This window comes from Streptomyces sp. SID5469 (assembly GCF_009862865.1).
Classification (GTDB): Bacteria; Actinomycetota; Actinomycetes; order Streptomycetales; family Streptomycetaceae; genus Streptomyces; species Streptomyces avermitilis.
The window spans coordinates 7,231,155-7,249,609 of the sequence record NZ_WWIN01000001.1; the positions used below are offsets into that span (position 1 = coordinate 7,231,155).

17 protein-coding genes and 1 pseudogene are annotated in these 18,455 nt (G+C 71.5%); 7 read left to right on the plus strand and 11 right to left on the minus strand.

The window, feature by feature from the left end:
- The first annotated feature begins 406 nt into the window (after positions 1-406).
- Entirely contained in the window at positions 407-685 is a 279-nt protein-coding gene (locus tag GTY58_RS31275) for a hypothetical protein (protein WP_037645665.1), read from the plus strand.
- A 111-nt stretch (positions 686-796) separates the two neighbouring features.
- On the opposite strand, the gene glnA is transcribed toward GTY58_RS31275, so the two are convergent.
- Positions 797-2,206, minus strand: coding sequence for a type I glutamate--ammonia ligase (gene glnA / locus GTY58_RS31280; protein ID WP_010987407.1), 1,410 nt, complete (start codon positions 2,204-2,206; stop codon positions 797-799).
- Between the two features lie 211 nt (positions 2,207-2,417).
- On the opposite strand from glnA, the gene GTY58_RS31285 reads away from it, so the two are divergent.
- Entirely contained in the window at positions 2,418-2,885 is a 468-nt protein-coding gene (locus GTY58_RS31285) for an RDD family protein (protein WP_037645667.1), read from the plus strand.
- A gap of 197 nt (positions 2,886-3,082) precedes the next feature.
- Here GTY58_RS31285 and GTY58_RS31290 read toward each other — a convergent pair whose 3' ends face one another.
- From GTY58_RS31290 to lipB, 4 genes are all read right to left on the minus strand, one after another.
- Positions 3,083-3,784, minus strand: a complete 702-nt coding sequence (locus GTY58_RS31290) for a DUF4191 domain-containing protein (RefSeq protein WP_010987409.1) — start codon at positions 3,782-3,784, stop codon at positions 3,083-3,085.
- 59 nt (positions 3,785-3,843) lie between these two features.
- A complete protein-coding gene (locus GTY58_RS31295; protein WP_010987410.1) occupies positions 3,844-4,041 on the minus strand; it encodes a hypothetical protein in 198 nt (65 codons plus the stop codon).
- Positions 4,042-4,317: 276 nt separating this feature from the next.
- Entirely contained in the window at positions 4,318-5,304 is a 987-nt protein-coding gene (gene lipA / locus GTY58_RS31300; RefSeq protein ID WP_010987411.1) for a lipoyl synthase, read from the minus strand.
- Positions 5,305-5,412: 108 nt separating this feature from the next.
- A complete protein-coding gene (lipB, locus tag GTY58_RS31305) occupies positions 5,413-6,393 on the minus strand; it encodes a lipoyl(octanoyl) transferase LipB (RefSeq protein ID WP_255222034.1) in 981 nt (326 codons plus the stop codon).
- Between the two features lie 75 nt (positions 6,394-6,468).
- On the opposite strand from lipB, the gene GTY58_RS31310 reads away from it, so the two are divergent.
- A complete protein-coding gene (locus GTY58_RS31310; protein WP_010987413.1) occupies positions 6,469-7,908 on the plus strand; it encodes a hypothetical protein in 1,440 nt (479 codons plus the stop codon).
- Positions 7,909-8,045: 137 nt separating this feature from the next.
- Here GTY58_RS31310 and GTY58_RS31315 read toward each other — a convergent pair whose 3' ends face one another.
- Entirely contained in the window at positions 8,046-9,443 is a 1,398-nt protein-coding gene (locus tag GTY58_RS31315) for an NAD(P)/FAD-dependent oxidoreductase (RefSeq protein ID WP_010987414.1), read from the minus strand.
- 163 nt (positions 9,444-9,606) lie between these two features.
- On the opposite strand from GTY58_RS31315, the pseudogene GTY58_RS41030 reads away from it, so the two are divergent.
- A pseudogene (locus tag GTY58_RS41030) lies at positions 9,607-9,696 on the plus strand (formylglycine-generating enzyme family protein); the annotation flags it as partial.
- 128 nt (positions 9,697-9,824) lie between these two features.
- Here GTY58_RS41030 and GTY58_RS31320 read toward each other — a convergent pair.
- Positions 9,825-10,745 carry a TIGR01777 family oxidoreductase gene (locus tag GTY58_RS31320; protein ID WP_010987415.1) on the minus strand — a complete coding sequence of 307 codons (921 nt, stop codon included), beginning with the start codon at positions 10,743-10,745 and terminating at the stop codon, positions 9,825-9,827.
- A 71-nt stretch (positions 10,746-10,816) separates the two neighbouring features.
- Between GTY58_RS31320 and GTY58_RS31325 the strand changes: the two genes are divergently transcribed.
- Positions 10,817-11,326 (plus strand): GNAT family N-acetyltransferase, encoded by a 510-nt coding sequence (locus tag GTY58_RS31325; protein WP_037645832.1) that lies wholly within the window; start codon positions 10,817-10,819, stop codon positions 11,324-11,326.
- Here the strand turns inward: GTY58_RS31325 and GTY58_RS31330 are convergent.
- Complete coding sequence (locus tag GTY58_RS31330) at positions 11,321-12,505, minus strand: MarP family serine protease (RefSeq protein ID WP_010987417.1); 1,185 nt, start codon at positions 12,503-12,505, stop codon at positions 11,321-11,323. The genes GTY58_RS31325 and GTY58_RS31330 overlap by 6 nt on opposite strands.
- 255 nt (positions 12,506-12,760) lie before the next feature.
- On the opposite strand from GTY58_RS31330, the gene GTY58_RS31335 reads away from it, so the two are divergent.
- Positions 12,761-13,549, plus strand: coding sequence for a peptidoglycan recognition protein (locus tag GTY58_RS31335; protein ID WP_242432301.1), 789 nt, complete (start codon positions 12,761-12,763; stop codon positions 13,547-13,549).
- A gap of 86 nt (positions 13,550-13,635) precedes the next feature.
- Positions 13,636-13,863, plus strand: a complete 228-nt coding sequence (locus GTY58_RS31340) for a hypothetical protein (protein ID WP_010987419.1) — start codon at positions 13,636-13,638, stop codon at positions 13,861-13,863.
- Between the two features lie 34 nt (positions 13,864-13,897).
- Here the strand turns inward: GTY58_RS31340 and GTY58_RS31345 are convergent, their stop codons facing one another.
- From GTY58_RS31345 to aceE, 3 genes are all read right to left on the minus strand, one after another.
- The gene (locus GTY58_RS31345) at positions 13,898-14,416 is read right to left on the minus strand and encodes a DUF4240 domain-containing protein (protein ID WP_037645670.1); all 519 of its coding nucleotides are present in this window, start codon (positions 14,414-14,416) and stop codon (positions 13,898-13,900) included.
- A 107-nt stretch (positions 14,417-14,523) separates the two neighbouring features.
- Positions 14,524-15,495 (minus strand): WYL domain-containing protein, encoded by a 972-nt coding sequence (locus tag GTY58_RS31350; protein ID WP_010987421.1) that lies wholly within the window; start codon positions 15,493-15,495, stop codon positions 14,524-14,526.
- An 88-nt stretch (positions 15,496-15,583) separates the two neighbouring features.
- Positions 15,584-18,286: a pyruvate dehydrogenase (acetyl-transferring), homodimeric type gene (gene aceE / locus GTY58_RS31355; protein ID WP_010987422.1), complete on the minus strand. Its 2,703-nt coding sequence runs from the start codon at positions 18,284-18,286 to the stop codon at positions 15,584-15,586.
- Between the last annotated feature and the right edge of the window lie 169 nt (positions 18,287-18,455).

Below are 18,455 nucleotides of genomic sequence, written 5' to 3' on the forward strand. Positions count from 1 at the left end.
CACCCGTCCCGCTGTCCAGTGTGCACCTGCGGATGCCCATGAAGCGGTTCCGATCAGCCCTAGGAGGTGCAAAGGCCACCGGTGAGATCGGCACCCCATTTCGTCCAAGATGCTGAGTGGTCGAAGGGCGGCTAGCCTTTAATGGCGGTTGGCCCTTCATAAGGCGAATAGACCTTATGAACGGACCAGCCCGAAATGAACAGAGCCGCAATCCGGGGGTACACCGGCTGTCGGCGAGATCCCCATCCACCGGGGGCCGACAGCCCAATGTCATGGACGCGTCGGCGGCTTACGTGTCCTCGCACTCAGGCGACACCGCGCCGGACTTTCCGCTGCGGCCCGGCCATCTGCCATCCGTCTCGTGCCTCGGAAAGACCGCACGGGAGGGTGGAAGGAGGATTCACCCATGAAGGCACAACGCGCGAGGCGTCTCTTCGCGGTATCTGCCGTCGGCGTTCTGATGGCCGGGGGCGCCGCGATCGGCGCAGCAGGTACGGCCTCGGCAGCCGCTCCGGCCCAAGCCCCCACCCAAGTCACCACCCATGGCTGTTCCAACTGGGGTGGCCGTGGCTTCGTGAGCAACTGTGGCTTCGGCTTCAACAACGGCTTCAACAACGGCTTCGGCTTCAACAACGGCTTCGGCAACGGCTTCGGTGGTGGAGTCGTGGTCATTCTGGTGTCCTGACGGAGCACGGCAGAGGGCCGCCACCTGAAGTGTTCCCAGGTGGCGGCCCTCAGCGTTGCGCCTGCTTTTCAGACGTCGGATTTCAGACGTCGGATTTCAGACGTCGAATTTTTAGACGTCGAAGTAGAGCTCGAACTCGTGCGGGTGCGGGCGCAGCTGGAGCGGGGCGATCTCGTTCGTGCGCTTGTAGTCGATCCACGTCTCGATCAGGTCGGGCGTGAAGACGTTGCCCTGGAGCAGGTACTCGTGGTCGGCCTCGAGGGCGCTGAGCACGGCCGGGAGCGAGGTCGGGACCTGCGCGACGCTCGCGTGCTCCTCGGGGGCCAGCTCGTAGAGGTCCTTGTCGATCGGCTCGGCCGGCTCGACCTTGTTCTTGATGCCGTCGAGGCCCGCGAGCAGCAGCGCCGAGAAGGCGAGGTACGGGTTGCCGGAGGAGTCCGGGGCGCGGAACTCGACGCGCTTGGCCTTCGGGTTCGAGCCGGTGATCGGGATACGCATCGCGGCCGAGCGGTTGCGCTGCGAGTAGACCATGTTGACCGGGGCCTCGAAGCCCGGGACCAGACGGTGGTACGAGTTCACCGTCGGGTTGGTGAAGGCCAGCAGCGACGGGGCGTGCTTGAGGATGCCGCCGATGTAGTAGCGGGCGGTGTCCGAGAGGCCCGCGTAACCGGCCTCGTCGTAGAACAGCGGGTCGCCATTGGCCCACAGCGACTGGTGGACGTGCATGCCCGAGCCGTTGTCACCGAAGATCGGCTTCGGCATGAAGGTCGCGGTCTTGCCGTTGCGCCAGGCGACGTTCTTCACGATGTACTTGAAGAGCTGGAGGTCGTCGGCCGCGGCGAGCAGCGTGTTGAACTTGTAGTTGATCTCGGCCTGGCCGGCGGTGCCCACCTCGTGGTGCTGGCGCTCGACCTGGAGGCCGGAGTTGGCCAGCTCCAGGGAGATCTCGGCACGCAGGTCGGCGAAGTGGTCGACCGGCGGGGTCGGGAAGTAACCGCCCTTGTAGCGGACCTTGTAGCCGCGGTTGTCCTCGATCGCACCGGTGTTCCAGGCGCCGGCCTCGGAGTCGATGTGGTAGAAGGACTCGTTCTCCGCGGTCTTGAAGCGCACGCTGTCGAAGACGTAGAACTCGGCCTCGGGGCCGAAGTACGCGGTGTCGGCGATGCCGGTCGACGCGAGGTAGGCCTCGGCCTTCTTCGCCACGTTGCGCGGGTCACGGGAGTACTGCTCGCCCGTGATCGGGTCGTGGATGAAGAAGTTGATGTTGACCGTCTTGTCGCGGCGGAAGGGGTCGACGCGCGCGGTGGACAGGTCGGCGCGGAGCGCCATGTCGGACTCGTGGATGGCCTGGAAGCCGCGGATCGAGGAGCCGTCGAAGGCCAGCTCCTCGGCCGGGTCGAAGGCCTCCGCCGGAATCGTGAAGTGCTGCATCACGCCCGGCAGGTCGCAGAACCGGACGTCGACGAACTTGACGTCCTCGTCCGCGATGTACTTCTTGGCCTCGTCGGCGTTCTGGAACATCCAGCTCCTCCTACTCCCGACCATGTCCGACCGGGGTGGTAGTTCGTTCGTGCGGCCAGTGCGGTGGCACACGCTGGACCCGACCATAGGGACGGGGGATTTCTCAAGCATGACCCATTTGTTTCGCCGAAGTTAACCGGCTCGGGTTCAACAGCAGCCTACGCACACCCCGCCATCCCTGGCGCATATGAGGGCGCAGTACCGTGGACGGGTGGACAACAGGCAAGTAATCGGATCGTGGCTCTCCGGCCCCCGCGAGGCCGCGGAACAAGCCGGGGCCGACTTCGGCTACCGGGGCGAACAGCTCGGTCTGCCGGAGGAGGGGCCGGGTTCGATCGCCCGCCCGGGCCGCCGCTTCGGCGCCCTCGCCGTCGACTGGGGCCTGTGCCTCTTGATCGCATACGGCCTGCTCACCCACGGCTACAACCAGACGACCGGCAACTGGGCGCTGCTCGTCTTCCTCGGGCTCGGCTTCCTGACGGTCGGCACGGTGGGCTTCACCCCGGGCAAGCGCCTGTTCGGTCTGCGGGTGGTCGCCGAGGGCACGGGCCGCGTGAACCCGCTCCGCGCCGTCGTGCGCACGGTCCTGCTGTGCCTCGCGATCCCGGCCCTGATCTGGGACCGCGACGGCCGGGGCCTGCACGACCGGCTGGCCCGCACGGTCGAGGTCAGAATCTGACCGTTCCGGTACGACGACGGCCGTTCCGGTATGACGACGGCCGTTCCGCGTATGGCGACGGCTGTTCCGCGTACGACGACGCCCGCTCCACGTACGACGAAGGATCTCCGTAGCACGAATGATCTCCGTACGACGAAGGGGGCGCCCGGATTTCTCCGGGCGCCCCCTTCGTCGTACGAGCTCATGTGCGAGGGAGGTCAGCGGGCCTTCGGCCCACCGCGCGGCATGCGCATCCCCTTCGGCATCGGACCCTTCGGCAACGGCATGTTGCTCATCAGGTCGCCCAGCGCGCGCAGCCGGTCGTTGGTCGCGGTGACCTGCGGGCCGGTCAGGACGCGCGGGAACTTCAGCAGGGTCGTACGGAGCTTCTTCAGCTCCACCTGGCCCTCGCCGGTGCCCACGAGCACATCGTGCACCGGGACGTCCGCCACGATCCGCGCCATCTTCTTCTTCTCGGCGGCCAGCAGGCTCTTCACCCGGTTCGGGTTGCCCTCGGCCACCAGGACGACGCCCGCCTTGCCGACCGCCCGGTGCACCACGTCCTGGCTGCGGTTCATCGCCACCGCCGGAGTCGTCGTCCACCCCCGGCCGATGTTGTCGAGCACGGCCGCGGCCGCGCCGGGCTGGCCCTCCATCTGCCCGAAGGCGGCGCGCTCGGCCCTGCGTCCGAAGACGATCGCCGACGCGAGGAAGGCGAGCAGGAGGCCGAGAATGCCGAGATAGTACGGGTGGCCGATCAAGAAGCCGATCGCGAGGAAGACACCGAAGGTGATGATTCCGACAGCCGCGAGTACAAGACCGATCTTTGAGTCGGCCTTGCGGGTCATCTTGTAAGTGAGAGCGATCTGCTTGAGTCGCCCCGGGTTCGCAGCGTCCGCTGCGGGTTCCTTCCTCGCCATGCCACGAAGTCTACGTGGCCCGGCAAGCGCCGACGACGGCAGCACCGGCGAAGCGGCGGCTACGGACGCGTCGACACCGCTTCCAGCACGCGCTGCGCCTCGACCCGGTCCTTGGCACGGCGGCGGTCCTCCTGGACCGACGTCCAGGCATTGCGACGGGCGGTGCGCTGGCCGCCGCTCATGAGCAGCGACTCGACGGCACGGAGTGCATCGGTGAACGACGGAATGGCGGTGGCGCGTACGGGCGCGGCCTGCATGATGGAGGTCCCCCCTCGGGATGGCGGCGCTGGCTGGGGCTCTACGTGGCGTAAGAGCAGGGTCACTGATTGGTGTTACCAGGGCGTGACCGACCGGTCAAACACCCATGAAGCCTTGATGCGCGGCCCATGGACGCCGACGCGGTCCCGGCACCGTCCCCATCTGCGGGGACGGCCGGGACCGCGTCGAATGCGCCATTACCGGAGGTAGATGCTTGTGCGCAGATTCACACGCTCTTGTGGCACCGAGTGCCACAGCGGGGTGTGCCCGGCGTCTCAGACCGCCTGCGAGGCGACCTGCGCACCGCCCTGCGGAGCGGCTGACTGACGCAGCTCCATGGCCATCTGGTACAGGCGGCCGGCCCGGTACGAGGAGCGGACCAGCGGGCCCGACATGACACCGGAGAAGCCGATCTCCTCGGCCTCCTCCTTGAGTTCCACGAACTCGTGCGGCTTGACCCAGCGCTCCACGGGGTGGTGGCGCACGGAGGGGCGCAGGTACTGCGTGATCGTGATGAGCTCGCAGCCCGCGTCGTGCAGCTGCCGGAGCGCCTCGCTGACCTCTTCGCGGGTCTCACCCATGCCGAGGATGAGGTTCGACTTCGTGACCAGACCGTAGTCCCGGGCCTCCGTGATGACCTTCAGGGAGCGCTCGTAGCGGAAGCCGGGGCGGATGCGCTTGAAGATCCGCGGGACCGTCTCGACGTTGTGCGCGAAGACCTCGGGGCGCGCGGAGAAGACCTCGGCCAGCTGGTCGGGCTCGGCGTTGAAGTCGGGGGCGAGCAGCTCGACCTTGGTGCGGCCGGCCTCGCGGCCCGCCGTCTGCGCGTGGATCTGGCGGACCGTCTCCGCGTACAGCCAGGCGCCGCCGTCCTCGAGGTCGTCGCGGGCGACGCCCGTGATCGTGGCGTAGTTCAGGTCCATCGTGACGACGGACTCACCGACGCGGCGCGGCTCGTCGCGGTCGAGGGCCTCGGGCTTGCCGGTGTCGATCTGGCAGAAGTCGCAGCGCCGGGTGCACTGGTCGCCGCCGATGAGGAAGGTGGCCTCGCGGTCTTCCCAGCACTCGTAGATGTTGGGACAGCCCGCCTCCTGGCAGACCGTGTGCAGCCCCTCGCTCTTCACGAGGTTCTGCATCTTCGTGTATTCGGGACCCATTTTCGCCCGGGTCTTGATCCACTCGGGCTTGCGCTCGATGGGGGTCTGGGCGTTCCGGACCTCCAGGCGCAGCATCTTGCGTCCGTCGGGTGCGACTGCGGACACATCGGCTCCCTGTAGCTTCGATTCTTCGGCGTACACCAGGGTACGCCCGTGCGGTTCCTGGTCCCCGGGGTGGGCAACCTTGGGGAACGCGGGTGCATTCCCCCGGGGTCAGGCCGAGGCCCGTTCCACCTCGCGCGGCTTCAGGTCCGCGTTCTCCAGTACGTCCCGCAGGTGCTTCTCCGCGACCGGCAGGACCTCGCCGATGGTGACCTCGCGGCCCAGCTCGTACGCGAGGGACGTCACGCCCGCGTCGCGGATCCCGCACGGGATGATCTTGTCGAAGGAGGACGTGTCCGGATTCACGTTCAGGGCGAAACCGTGCATGGTGACGCCCTTGGCGACGCGGATGCCCATGGCGCAGATCTTGCGGTCCTCGCGGCGCTGGCCGGCGTTGGAGGGGGCGTACTCGGGGCCGTTGAGGCGGGGGTCGAACTCGTCGTCGGCCAGGCGGGGGTCGAAGTCGAGGGAGAGGCCGCCGAGGCTGGGGCGCTGCTCCACCGGGTCGCCGAGGACCCAGACGCCCGCCCGGCCCTCCACGCGGCTGGTGGCCACGCCGAACTCCGCGCAGACGCGGATCATGACCTCTTCGAGGCGGCGGAGGTGGGCGACGACGTCGACCGGGCGCGGCAGTTTCTGGATCGGATACCCGACGAGCTGGCCCGGGCCGTGCCAGGTGATCTTGCCGCCGCGGTCCACGTCGACGACGGGGGTGCCGTCGAGGGGCCGCTCGTTGTCCGCCGTACGCCGGCCCGCCGTGTAGACCGGCGGGTGCTCCAGGAGCAGACAGGTGTCGGGGACCTCGTCCAGGAAACGGGCGGCATGCACACGGCGCTGCTCGTCCCAGGCCGCCTGGTACTCGACGGCCTCGGCACCGAATCCCATGTGGACGAACCGCAACTCACTCACGGCAAGCGCCTCCCTAGAAGCCCTCAGAACCCTTGTAAGGCACGTAACGCGCCCACGCCACTGTACGTCCGGCCGATGTCCGTCAGCCCGACGGTCAATCCTCACACGATCGGATGAATGGACGCCGAAGCGTGCGATCACGTGCTTACCCTCCGCTACATTCGCGCCGTCACCCCAGGCCATAAGGGCTGTTCGCAGGCGATCCGGGCACGCGGCAAGGTCGCTGCGCGGATCGAAAGGCAGGAGACCGCACCGCAGATGACGGAACGACCCGCGCAGCGCACCCCCAACCGACAGCTCGCCGCGCTCATCGCAGAAGCGGGGTTCTCCAACGCAGGTCTCGCCCGTCGCGTGGACCAGCTCGGCCTCGAACACGGCCTGGACCTCAGATACGACAAGACCTCGGTGACGAGGTGGCTGCGCGGGCAGCAGCCCCGGGGCACCACCCCCGCACTCATCGCCGAGGTGTTCACCCGCCGCCTCGGCCGCCGGCTCACCGCCCAGGACCTGGGCCTCGACGCGTGCGCCCCCGTCTACGCGGGCCTGGAGTTCGCCGCGACGCCCGAAGAGGCCATCGACATCGTCGGCGGGCTGTGGCGCAAGGACTCCGGCAGCCACGCCGAGCTGCGCAAGATCGCGTTCACCCCGGCCGGGCTCGTCGTGCCCAGCCGGGACTGGCTGATCGGCCGCGCCGACGACCGGGTCGGCCGCGGCGATCCGCCCGCCGCCCGGGTGCCCGCGCAGGGCCGGCCCGCGGTGCCCCGCCAGCGCAGCCAGACCGAGCGCGGCCCCGGCCAGAAGGTCACCGGCGGCGACATCGCCGCGCTGCGCTCGGTGGGCGAGCTGTTCCGGGCGCTCGACCACGCGTACGGCGGCGGCCACGCCCGCCAGGCCCTGGTCCGCTATCTGGAGCACGAGGCCGAGCCGATGCTGCGCGGCACGTACGGCGAGCAGACCGGGCGCCGCCTGTTCGCCGCCGCCTCCGACCTCACCCGGCTCGCCGGCTGGACCTCGTACGACATCGGCGCGCACGGGCTCGCCCAGCGGTACTTCGTCCAGGCGTTGCGGCTGTCCCAGGCGGCCGGGGACCGGGCGTACGGCTCGTACGTCCTGGTCACCATGAGCCGCCAGGCCGTCTACCTCGGGCACGGCCGGGAGGCCGTCCAGCTCGCACGGGTGGCCCAGCAGGGGGTCGGGGCGTCGGCGCCGCCCGTGGTGCAGGCGCTGCTGCACTCCGTGGAGGCGCGCGGGCACGGGGTGCTGGGGGAGGTACGGGCCTGCACGGCGTCCCTGGTGCGTGCCGAGCGGTCGCTGGAGGCGGCCCGCCCCGGCGACGAAGTCCCTTACTGGGCACGGTTCTTCGACGAGGCGCAGCTCGCCGACGAGTTCGCGCACTGCCACCGGGACCTCCAGCAGTTCCGGGCCGCGGCACAGCACGCGGAGCGCTCGCTGCAACTGCGTGCGCCGGGGTACGCCCGCAGCCGGCTCTTCTGCCGCGTCGTGCTCGCCACGGCCCGGCTCGGGCTCGGAGAGCTGGACCAGGCCTGCCTGCTGGGCGCGGAGGCGGCCGGGCAGGCGGCGGAGATGCGGTCGGTACGGGCCATCGAGTACGTCCGCGACTTCGAGCGCCGCCTGGAGCCGTACCGGGACGCGGCGCCCGTACGCGGGTACCGGGACCGGGTGACGGCGTTGCAGTAGCCGGTCGGGGGCGTCTCCGTGGCCGGCCAGGGAGTTGCGGTGGCCGGCCAGGGAGTTGCGGTGGCCGGGCGGGGCGTTGCGGTGGCCGGCTGGGGCGGACGGGGGGCGCCCGGTGGGGGACGGGCGCCCCCGTCCGCTCAGGCCGCCGTCTCGAGCGGCTCCTCCAGTGAGGTCTGGCCTGCCCCCACATCCGTGAGCAGGGCGTGGGCGGCGCGGCGGCCGGAGCGGAGCGCGCCCTGGACCGTGCTGGTGTCGCGGTGGTCGCCGCAGATGTACAGGCCCGCGAGCAGGCGTACGGGGCGGCGCGGATCGTGCGGCGGGGGCATCGCCGGGACCGCCTCGGAGTCGTGGTGGATCGCGAGGAGCTCCCAGCGGGCGGTCGACGTCCGGTAGAGCCGGGCCAGTTGGGCCCGGACCGCCGCCTCCAGCCGGTCCGGCGGCGGGGGCGTACCGAGGACCGTCGAGGAGACGAGCGCGCGGCCGGCCGGGGCCCTGCTCGGGTCGACCCGGCTGATGACCGCGGTGTGCGCCACCGGGCCGCCGCGCTCGGCGTCGAGGACGAGGGCCGGGTCGCCGAGCGGCGGCTCGTCGGTCGTGTGGTGCAGGACCGTCACCGGGTGGAAGCCGGGGACGCGCAGGCCCGGGAGCAGCCGGGCGGCGGCCCGGGCGCCGGTGGCCAGCAGAACGGCCCGACAGCGGAGTTCGCCGTGGTCCTTCGTCGTGACGGAGGTGGTGGAGACCGCCGTGACGCGCACACCCGTGTGGACGGTGCCCGGCGGGAGCGTGGCCGCGAGCAGCTCCGGAAGAACGTCGGCGCCGCCCTCCGGGACACACAGCCGGCCCGTCACGAAGGCACGCAGGGCCAGGTCGGCGCAGCGGCTGGAGGTCTCCAGGGCCGGGTCGCACAGGAGTGCGGCGAGCAGGGGGCGCAGAAAGCCGTCGATCGTGCGGGGCGGAAGGCCGAGGGCCGACAGGGCCCGGGCGGCCGGGAGTTCGGGGCGGGACAGCAGCCGGTCGGGCGGGGTGGCGGCGAGCCGGGCGAGTGCGCCGGCCAGCCGGGACTGGCCGACGGGACTGCCCAGCAGGCCCGGGCGGGAGGCACCTTGGGTGCGGGGGGCGCGCGGTGTGCGCTGCTGTCGGGGGGCGCTTGCGAGGGCGCGCGCAGCGGTGAGTGCGCCCCTTGCGCTCCGGGGTGTGCCGGGCTCCCCGACGCGGTGGAGGTGGCCGTCGCTGTGGACCAGCACGCCGGGGGAGAACTCCCGCAGGGGCAGGGCGTCCAGGCCGGGGGTGCTGCGGAGTTCCGGATACGCGGTGGAGAGCAACTGGCCCATGCGGTCCAGCCGGAAGCCGTCCACCTTCTCCGTCGACATGCGGCCGCCGACGTTCGGCGCGGCCTCCAGGACGGCGGTGGTGAGGCCTGCCCTGGTCAGATGGTGGGCGGCGGCGAGTCCCGCCGCCCCGGCTCCCACGATGACGACGTCCGCGGGTTGTACATCCGCGGTGTACGCACTTGCTTGGTGCACCGACTCAAGCACGTGGCCCCTCCTCGAGGTCGCGCGGCTGCTGGGAACGTCATGCCCCCAACAGGCTTCTGGAATACCCGAGTTCGGCATGAGGGTAGGTGGGCGCCGCCGGGTCGGGGGAGTGGCGCGGGAGCCTCGCACGGAGGCACGGGGTGTCACGGCGTGCGCCTGCGGCCGGCCGCCCGTCGAGGGCGTGTCGTGGTGGGACGCGGTCCGCTTCCGCGACGCCCTGTCCGAACGGGCGGGACCGACCCCCGCGTATCGCCCGCACACCGATGCCGAAGACACCGAGAGTGCCGACCGGGACGTCATGGACCGGATCGACGACGTGGGGTTCGGTGTCGCGGTCCCGGCCGGCCCAGGGCCTGCCCGCCGGACGGGCCCTGGGTTCCGTCAGCGCAGCGCCGAGCGGAGGGTCTCCTCGATGCCAGGGAACGCGAAGGCGAAGCCCGATTCCAGCAGACGGGCCGGCAGCACCCGCTGGCTGCCCAGGATGTCGCCCGCCATGTCGCCGAGCGCCGCGCGGAGCACCGGCGCCGGGGCCGTGAAGAGCGTCGGGCGGTGCAGGACCCGGCCCATCGCCGCCGTGATCTCCGCGTTGGTCAGCGGCGTCGGCGCCGTCAGGTTCACCGGCCCCGACAAGGACGCCGTATCGATGACATGGCGGATCGCCGCGACCTCGTCGTGCAGGGAGATGTAGCTCCAGTACTGACGGCCGTCGCCCATACGGCCGCCGAGACCCGCCTTGAAGAGCGGAAACAGCCTGCCCCACGCACCGCCCCCGGCGGCCACCACCAGGCCGGTCCGGGTGAACACCGTACGGACGCCGGCCTCCTGGGCCGGCTCGGCCGCCTCCTCCCACTCCACGCACAGGGCGGGCAGGAAGCCGTCACCGGGCGGCGCCGTCTCGTCCACCGCCCGGTCGCCCGTGTCGCCGTAGAAGCCGATCGCACTGCCGCTGACGAAGACCGCCGGCGGCTCGTCGAGCGAGGCGATCGCCTCGGCCAGCGTCGCGGTGCCCAGCACCCGGCTGGAGCGGATCGTCTGCTTGTACGCGTCCGTCCACCGCCGCGAGGCGACGCCCGCCCCGGCCAGATTGACCACCGCGGCACACCCCACGAGCCCGGCCGAGTCGATCCGCTGTTCCCCGGGATCCCAGCGGACCTCGTTCTTCCCGCGCGGCGCCCGCCGTACGAGCCGTACGACCTCGTGGCCGTCCGCCGTGAGCGAGCGCGCCAGAGCCGAACCGATCAGCCCGGACGCACCGGCGATCGCGACGCGGGAACCGGGAGGAAGCGGCGCATCGGAGTTCATGGGTCCATCCTGCCGGGTGAGCGGGGAAATCGCCGGGACGGCCACCGTTCGGCCGCCGTACAGTGATCCTCATGCCGGATCCGCACATACGCTTCGCGACCCACGACGACGAGGACGGGCTCGCCCGGCTGGACCGAGTCACCTGGTCCACGCTGCACGCCGTCCAGCCCCGCCCGCAACCGCCGTACGACCCCTTCTACAGCGACCGGTTCGGCCCCCGCGACCACCTCGTGGCCGAGCTGGGCGGACGCCTGGCCGGCTACATCCGGCTGGGGTACCCGACCCCCCTCGCCGCCAACTCCCACGTCCGGCAGATCCAGGGGCTCGTCGTCGCCGAGGAGGCACGCGGGGCGGGCGTCGGCCGGGCACTCCTGCGGGCCGTCCAGGAGCACGCCGCGCGGCAGGGCGCACGCCGCATCTCGCTGCGCGTGCTCGGGCACAACACCCCCGCCAGGAAGCTCTACGAGTCGGAGGGGTTCGAGGTGGAGGGGATCCTGCCGGAGGAGTTCCTGCTGGACGGGCAGTACGTGGACGACGTCCTCATGGGGCGTGCTCTGCGACCCGCGGTCCCGCGCTCATGAGGTGACCAGGTCGCCCGTGCCCACCGGATCCGTCGCGGCCGCCGCGCGCCGCGCGTCGTCGCTCACCTCGTCCGCCGTCAGCACATACCCCGTCTCGTTGTCCGAGGTGGAGCGCGCGAACACGACGCCGTACACCCGGCCGTCCGTGGTCAGCAGCGGTCCGCCCGAGTTGCCGGGGCGGACCGTGGAGCGGATCGAGTAGATCTCGCGGGTGACGGTGTCCGAGTTGTAGATGTTCTGGCCGGTCGCGTTGATCCGGCCCGCGACCGTGGCCGCCTGGAGGTCGAGGCCGCCGTCCTGCGGATAACCGGCCACGACCGCCGAGCCGCCCCGCGCCGCGCTGTCGTCGAAGCGCAGCACCGGCGCCTTCAGCTCCGGGACGTACAGCACCGCCACGTCCTTGTTCGGGTCGAAGAGCACCACGCGGGCCTCGTACGCCCGCCCGACCCCGCCCACGCGGACGGTCGGCTCGTCGATGCCCGCCACCACATGGGCGTTCGTCATCACGTGCTGCCCCGCGTACACGAAGCCGCTGCCCTCGCGGCCCTGGCTGCCCGCGATGCCCTCGACCTTCACGGTGGACAGCTTCGCGGCGTTCGTCGCGGCCGGCGTGACGCTGTCCCCGGAGGGCTTGGCGACACCCGTCGTCGGCTCGTTCTCGAACGGGTTGAAGACCTGCGGGAAGCCGGCCTGCGTGAGCGCCGACGTCGCGCGCGAGAACCAGGTGGGGGTGGTGTCCGGCATCGTGTTCTGCACCGCGCCCAGCAGCGCCGAATTGCGGATCGACGTCGTGATCATGCTCGTCGAGGAGGCGCCCAGGACGCTCGCCGCCACCCAGGCGACCAGCAGCACGGCGACCGTGTTCGCGGCGGCCCCGCCCACTCCGTCGGCCACCCGCAGCGGCCCGCGGTCCAGCTCGCGGCGCAGCCGCAGCGCGAGCCTGCCCGCCAGCTCGTGCCCGACCACGGCGGGCGCGAGGACCGTCAGCACGGCCGTCAGCGTCGCCGCCGACGTGCCCGGTGTCACCAGCTTCATCACCCACGGCAGGATCCATACGCCGACGACGGCGCCGCCCACGAAACCGGCCAGCGAGACACACCCGGCGACCAGCCCGCGCCGGTAGCCGGACGCCGCGTAGGCCAGGATCACCAGCAACAGCAGGAAGTCGAGCAGGTCCACGGGGCCGCCTTTCTCTTGGGCCCCTTAGTACGCGCAGGGCGGGCCCAGTGATCAGGCACGCACACGCGGAGCCCGCCGAACCGGTCACGCATGCGTGGACCTGTAAAAACGTCCCGGACCAGGGCAATGGTTCCGCCGGGTGGCACAGCGCACATCGCGGCGGGCCGGGACCGGCGCCAGGGTGAGGGCATGCGTGTGTTGCGAGGTGCGCGGCGGGTCCTGGGCCGGGTACGCGTTCCGGTACGAATTCCACAGGTGCCAGGACCGGGTGGCGCGCGCCGTTCGCCGTGGCTGCGGCGCACGGCCCTCGTCGCGCTGGCCTGTGGGCCCGGTCTCGCCGCCGTCCTGGCGCTGGTGCTGTGCGCGGCAGGTGTCGACCGCACGGTGGCCGCGCACCCGGCGCCCGTCGTCGGCCGCCCCGCGCCGGCGCACACCACCGCCCGGCCGCCCATCGTGCCCCGCTCCCGCTGGATCGACGACCGCACGCACAAGCAGCCGCCGCCGCGCTACGACGACAAGGTCGTCGCGGTCTTCGTGCACCACACCGACTCGCCCAACACCTACGACTGCGCCGACGCACCCCGCATCATCCGCTCCCTGTACGCGGGCCAGATCGGCCCCCGGCAGTGGGACGACCTCGGCTACAACTTCGTCGTCGACCGCTGCGGCACGATCTACGAGGGCCGCGCGGGCGGCGTCGACCGGGCCGTCACCGGCGCCCACGCCCAGGGCTTCAACCACCGCACCGCGGGGATCGCGGCGCTCGGCACCTTCACCGAGGGCACGCCGGTACCGCGGGCGGTGACCGACGCCATCGCCGCGCTCGCCGCCTGGAAACTCGGCCTCGCGGACGTCGACCCGCGCTCCCGCGTCCGCCTCGTCTCCACCAGCGGCCAGAGCCGGTACGCCGCCGGCACCATCGCCACACTGCCTGTCCTGTCCGGCCACAACGACGGCTTCCCGACGACCTGCCCCGGCGCGGCCCTCACCGCCCACCTCCCGGCACTCCGGCAGGCGGCCGCGCGGCTCCAGGGCCGGACCTAGCTCACAGGTACGCCACAGGCGGCGCGAAGCGTTCTCAGATCCCGGCCTCCTACGGTCTTCGCAGAAGCCGACCGGAGGTGGGGATCATGAGCAGCAGCCGTACACGCACCACGGAGCAGGCGGGCGGATGGACCAAGGCCGCGCGCAGCCCGTGGACGGTGGTCTGCGCGGTGGCGACGGTCGTCCTCGGCCCGGGCGCGGTCACCGCGTCCGCCCTCGACCAGGCCAACGCCGCGCCCTTGCACCACGCCGTCCGGGCCGACCATGCCCAGGCGTACATCCCCGCGGACCTCAGCCGGCGCCGAGCGGCCTGACCCGCGGGGCGTTCCGCCGGGCCGGAGCGCGGGGTCAGCCCTTGAAGCGCTCCCACAGCCGGGGATAGCGCTCGGCGAGCTCCGACTCGTTCTCCAGGTTCATCGGGGTTCCGGCGGGCTCGGGCGCCGCCGGCGGAATGCCCAGGTCGGGAGCGACGACGCCGGTGAGCTGCTCGTACGCCTCGTCCGCCGCGTACCCCAGCTCCTCGCCGTCGCCGTCCAGCTCCTCGTCGAACTCGTCCAGGAGCTCGGCGAGGGAGTCCGGGTCGTGCACGGCGCCCTCGAACACCTCCCGGCCCTGACCGATCAGCCAGCAGCGGAAGAAGTCGAAGGCGTCGTCGCTGGCTCCGTCGAGCAGTACCCAGGCGGCGCCCCAGAGGTCCCACCGGTAGGCGCGGTTGTAGCGGGACTCGAAGTGGCGGGCGAAGTCGAGCACCGAGTCCGGGTCCATCCGGACGAGCCGTTCCACGAGCAGGTCGGCGTGGTCCTCGGGGTCGCCGTCGGCGGCCTCGCGGGTCGTGTCCACCAGCTCCCAGAACTCCGTCTCGTCCATCACGGCTCAAGCATCGGTCCTGGAGGGGAGGGACGCACGCGGAGTGCCGCAGATCGCCGGGCGTGACCATGCCGATGGCGGACGTGCCCCCCTCGCGGGCGGCGCCGCTACCGGTACAGCTCCGCCTGCCGGGCCGCGTCCCCCGCGAACCGTTCCCGCAAGGTCACCGGAGACAGCACCTCCGCCTCGGCGCCCAGGGCGGTCAACTGGCTGTGGGCCACCTCCTCCGACTCCACGGGGAGCGTGACGGTCACCCAGCCCCGCTCGTCGGGCTCGCCGCACGTCTGCCGGGCCAGGCGCACGGACGCCGGATCAAGGGCGGACGGCAGTCTCCGCAGCCCCAGGGCCGACAGCCGCACCACCACCTCCGCCCGCAGGAGGGACCGCGCGAACCGCTCGGCCTGTTCCTCCCAGAAGCCGGGCAGGTCGAAGTCCTCGTCCCGCCCGAAACGCTCCCCGTCGGCGGCGACCGCCGTGAACCGGTCGATCCGGTACACCCGGAAGGACCCCGGCTCCGGCACGCGTGCGCATAGGTACCAGACCCCCGCCTTCAGCACGAGCCCGTACGGCTCCAGCTCCCGCTCCACACCGGTGTCCCCGTGCCGGTAGCGCGCGGTGATCCGGCGGTCGTCCCACACCGCCTGGGCCACCGCGGGCAGCAGCTCGGGCGTATCGGGCTCCTTGAACCAGCCGGGCGCGTCCACATGGAACCGCTGCGCCGCCGTCCGCGAGGCGTCCCGCAGGGACGGAAGAAGCGCGGCGGACACCTTCAGCCGGGCCGCGGAGGCCGCGTCCTCGAGGCCCATCTCCCGCAGCGCCCCCGGCACCCCCGAGAGGAACAGCGCCTCGGCCTCGCTCCGGGCCAGCCCCGTCAGCCGCGTCCGGTACCCGCCGACCAGCCGGTAGCCCCCGGCCCGCCCCCGGTCCGCGTACACCGGCACCCCGGCCTCGGACAGCGCCTGCGCGTCCCGCGTGACCGTCCGCTCGGACACCTCCAGCTCCCGCGCCAGCTCGGCGCCGGTCATGGTGGGCCGGGACTGGAGCAACAGCACCATTTTGATCAGCCGGGCAGCGCGCATACGTTCATGATGCCGGGCCCCACCGACAGCGAAGGGGTACGGCGGTCGCCGTACCCCTTCACCGAACGAACGTCAGGAACTGAAGGCCCTACAGGCCGTAGCGCTCCCGCGCCTCCTTCACCGCCGTGGCCTTGACCTCGCCGCGCCTGGCGAGCTGGGCCAGGGCCGCGACGACGATCGACTCCGCGTCCACGCCGAAGTGACGGCGGGCCGCGTCACGGGTGTCGGAGAGGCCGAAGCCGTCCGCACCGAGCGACGAGTAGTCCTGCTCGACCCACTGCGCGATCTGGTCCGGGACCTGACGCATGTAGTCGGAGACCGCGAGCACCGGGCCCTCGGCGCCGTGCAGCGCCTGGCGGACGAACGGCACCCGCTCCTCGCCGCGCAGCAGCGCCGCGTCGGCCTCGAGCGCGTCGCGCCGCAGCTCGGTCCAGGAGGTCGCGGACCACACGTCGGCGGCCACACCCCACTCCTCGGCGAGCAGCCGCTGCGCCTGAAGCACCCAGTGGATCGCCGTGCCGGAGCCCAGCAGCTGGATGCGCGGGGCGTTGGCGGCGGGGGACAGGTCCGCCGACTCGGCCGTGTTGAAGCGGTACAGGCCCTTGACGATGCCCTCGTCGATGCCGAGGCCGGCCGGCTTCGCGGGCTGCGGCACCGGCTCGTTGTAGACGGTGAGGTAGTAGAAGACGTTCGGGTCCTCGCCCGGGGCCGCCTCGCCGTACATACGGCGCAGACCGTCCTTGACGATGACCGCGATCTCGTACGCGAACGCCGGGTCGTACGTCAGCGCCGCCGGGTTGGTCGCGGCGATGACCGGCGAGTGGCCGTCCGCGTGCTGGAGGCCCTCACCCGTCAGCGTCGTACGGCCGGCCGTCGCGCCGACCAGGAAGCCGCGGCCCAGCTGGTCGCCGAGCTGCCACATCTGGTCGGCCGTGCGCTGCCAGCCGAACATCGAGTAGAAGATGTAGAAGGGGATCATCGCTTCGCCGTGCGTGGAGTACGCGGTGGACGCGGCGATGAAGTCCGCCATGGAGCCGGCCTCGGTGATCCCCTCGTTGAGGATCTGGCCGTCCTTGGCCTCCTTGTAGTACATCAGCTGGTCGCGGTCGACCGGCTCGTACGTCTGGCCCTTCGGCGAATAGATGCCGAGGGACGGGAAGAGCGACTCCATACCGAAGGTACGGGCCTCGTCCGGCACGATCGGCACCCAGCGCCGGCCGGTCTGCTTGTCGCGGACCAGGTCCTTGACCAGCCGGACGAACGCCATCGTCGTCGCCACGTTCTGCGAGCCGGAGCCCTTGTCGAAGGACGCGAACGTCTTGTCGGCGGGGGCCGGCAGCGGGGCCAGCGGGTGCGTACGGCGGGCCGGGGCCGGGCCGCCGAGGGCCGCGCGGCGCTCCTGAAGGTAGCGGACCTCGGGGGAGTCGGCGCCCGGGTGGCCGTAGGGCACCACGCCGTCGACGAACTGGCTGTCGGAGATGGGCAGTTCCAGCAGGTCACGCATCTGCTTGAACTCGTCCGTCGACAGCTTCTTCATCTGGTGGTTGGCGTTCTTCGACGCGAAGCCCTCGCCGAGGGTGTGGCCCTTGACCGTCTGGGCCAGGATCACCGTCGGCGCGCCCTTGTGGGACACGGCCGCCCTGTAGGCCGCGTAGACCTTGCGCGACTCGTGACCACCGCGGGAGAGGTGGAAACACTCGAGGATCTTGTCGTCGCCGATCAGCTTCGCCATCTCGACGAGGGCCGGGTCGGCGCCGAAGAAGTCCTGGCGGATGTAGGCGGCGTCGCGGGTCTGGTACGTCTGCACCTGCGCGTCCGGTACCTCGCGCAGGCGGCGTACGAGGGCGCCCGTGGTGTCGAGCTGGAACAGCTCGTCCCAGGCCGAGCCCCACAGCGTCTTGACGACGTTCCAGCCGGCACCGCGGAACTGGGCCTCCAGCTCCTGCACGATCTTGAAGTTGGCGCGGACCGGGCCGTCGAGGCGCTGGAGGTTGCAGTTGATGACGAAGGTCAGGTTGTCCAGGCCCTCGCGGGAGGCCAGGGCGAGTGCCGCGGTCGACTCGGGCTCGTCCATCTCGCCGTCGCCGAGGAACGCCCACACGTGGGACTGCGAGACGTCCTTGATGCCGCGGCTGGTCAGGTAGCGGTTGAAGCGCGCCTGGTAGATCGCGGAGAGCGGGCCGAGGCCCATCGACACCGTCGGGAACTCCCACAGCCAGGGGAGACGGCGCGGGTGCGGGTACGACGGCAGACCGTTGCCGCCGGACTCCTGGCGGAAGTGGTCGAGGTGGTGCTCGGTCAGCCGGCCGTCGAGGAAGGCGCGGGCGTAGATGCCCGGGGAGGCGTGGCCCTGGATGTAGAGCTGGTCACCGGAACCGTCCGCCTCCTTGCCCCTGAAGAAGTGGTTGAAGCCGGTCTCGTACAGCCAGGCGGCGGAGGCGAAGGTGGCGATGTGGCCGCCCACGCCGTATTTGCTGCCCCGGGTGACCATCGCGGCCGCGTTCCAGCGGTTCCACGCGGTGATCCGGTGCTCCATCTCCTCGTCGCCGTCCACGACGGGCTCGGCGGAGGTGGGGATGGTGTTGACGTAGTCCGTCTCGAGCAGCTTCGGCAGCGCGATGCCGTTGCCCTCGGCGCGCTCCAGTGTGCGGCGCATCAAGTACGCGGCACGGTGCGGCCCGGCCGCCTGGGTGACGGCGTCCAGGGAGGCCTGCCACTCGGCGGTCTCCTCGGGGTCGCGGTCCGGGAGCTGGTCGAGCTCGCTCGGCTGGATTGCGGTGGGGTCGGTCATTGCGCCGCCTTCCGGATGCGGAGGGTGGGTGCCCTCGTCGGTAAGGGGTTGGGGTGCCCTTGGTCTTTGGCAGGACAGGGCGGCGGGCTCTGGTGAAAGCCCGTCGGTGACTTTAACCCCCTGATCGATGATCGATCAAAGGGTTGAGGGGCAAAACCTCTTGATTACG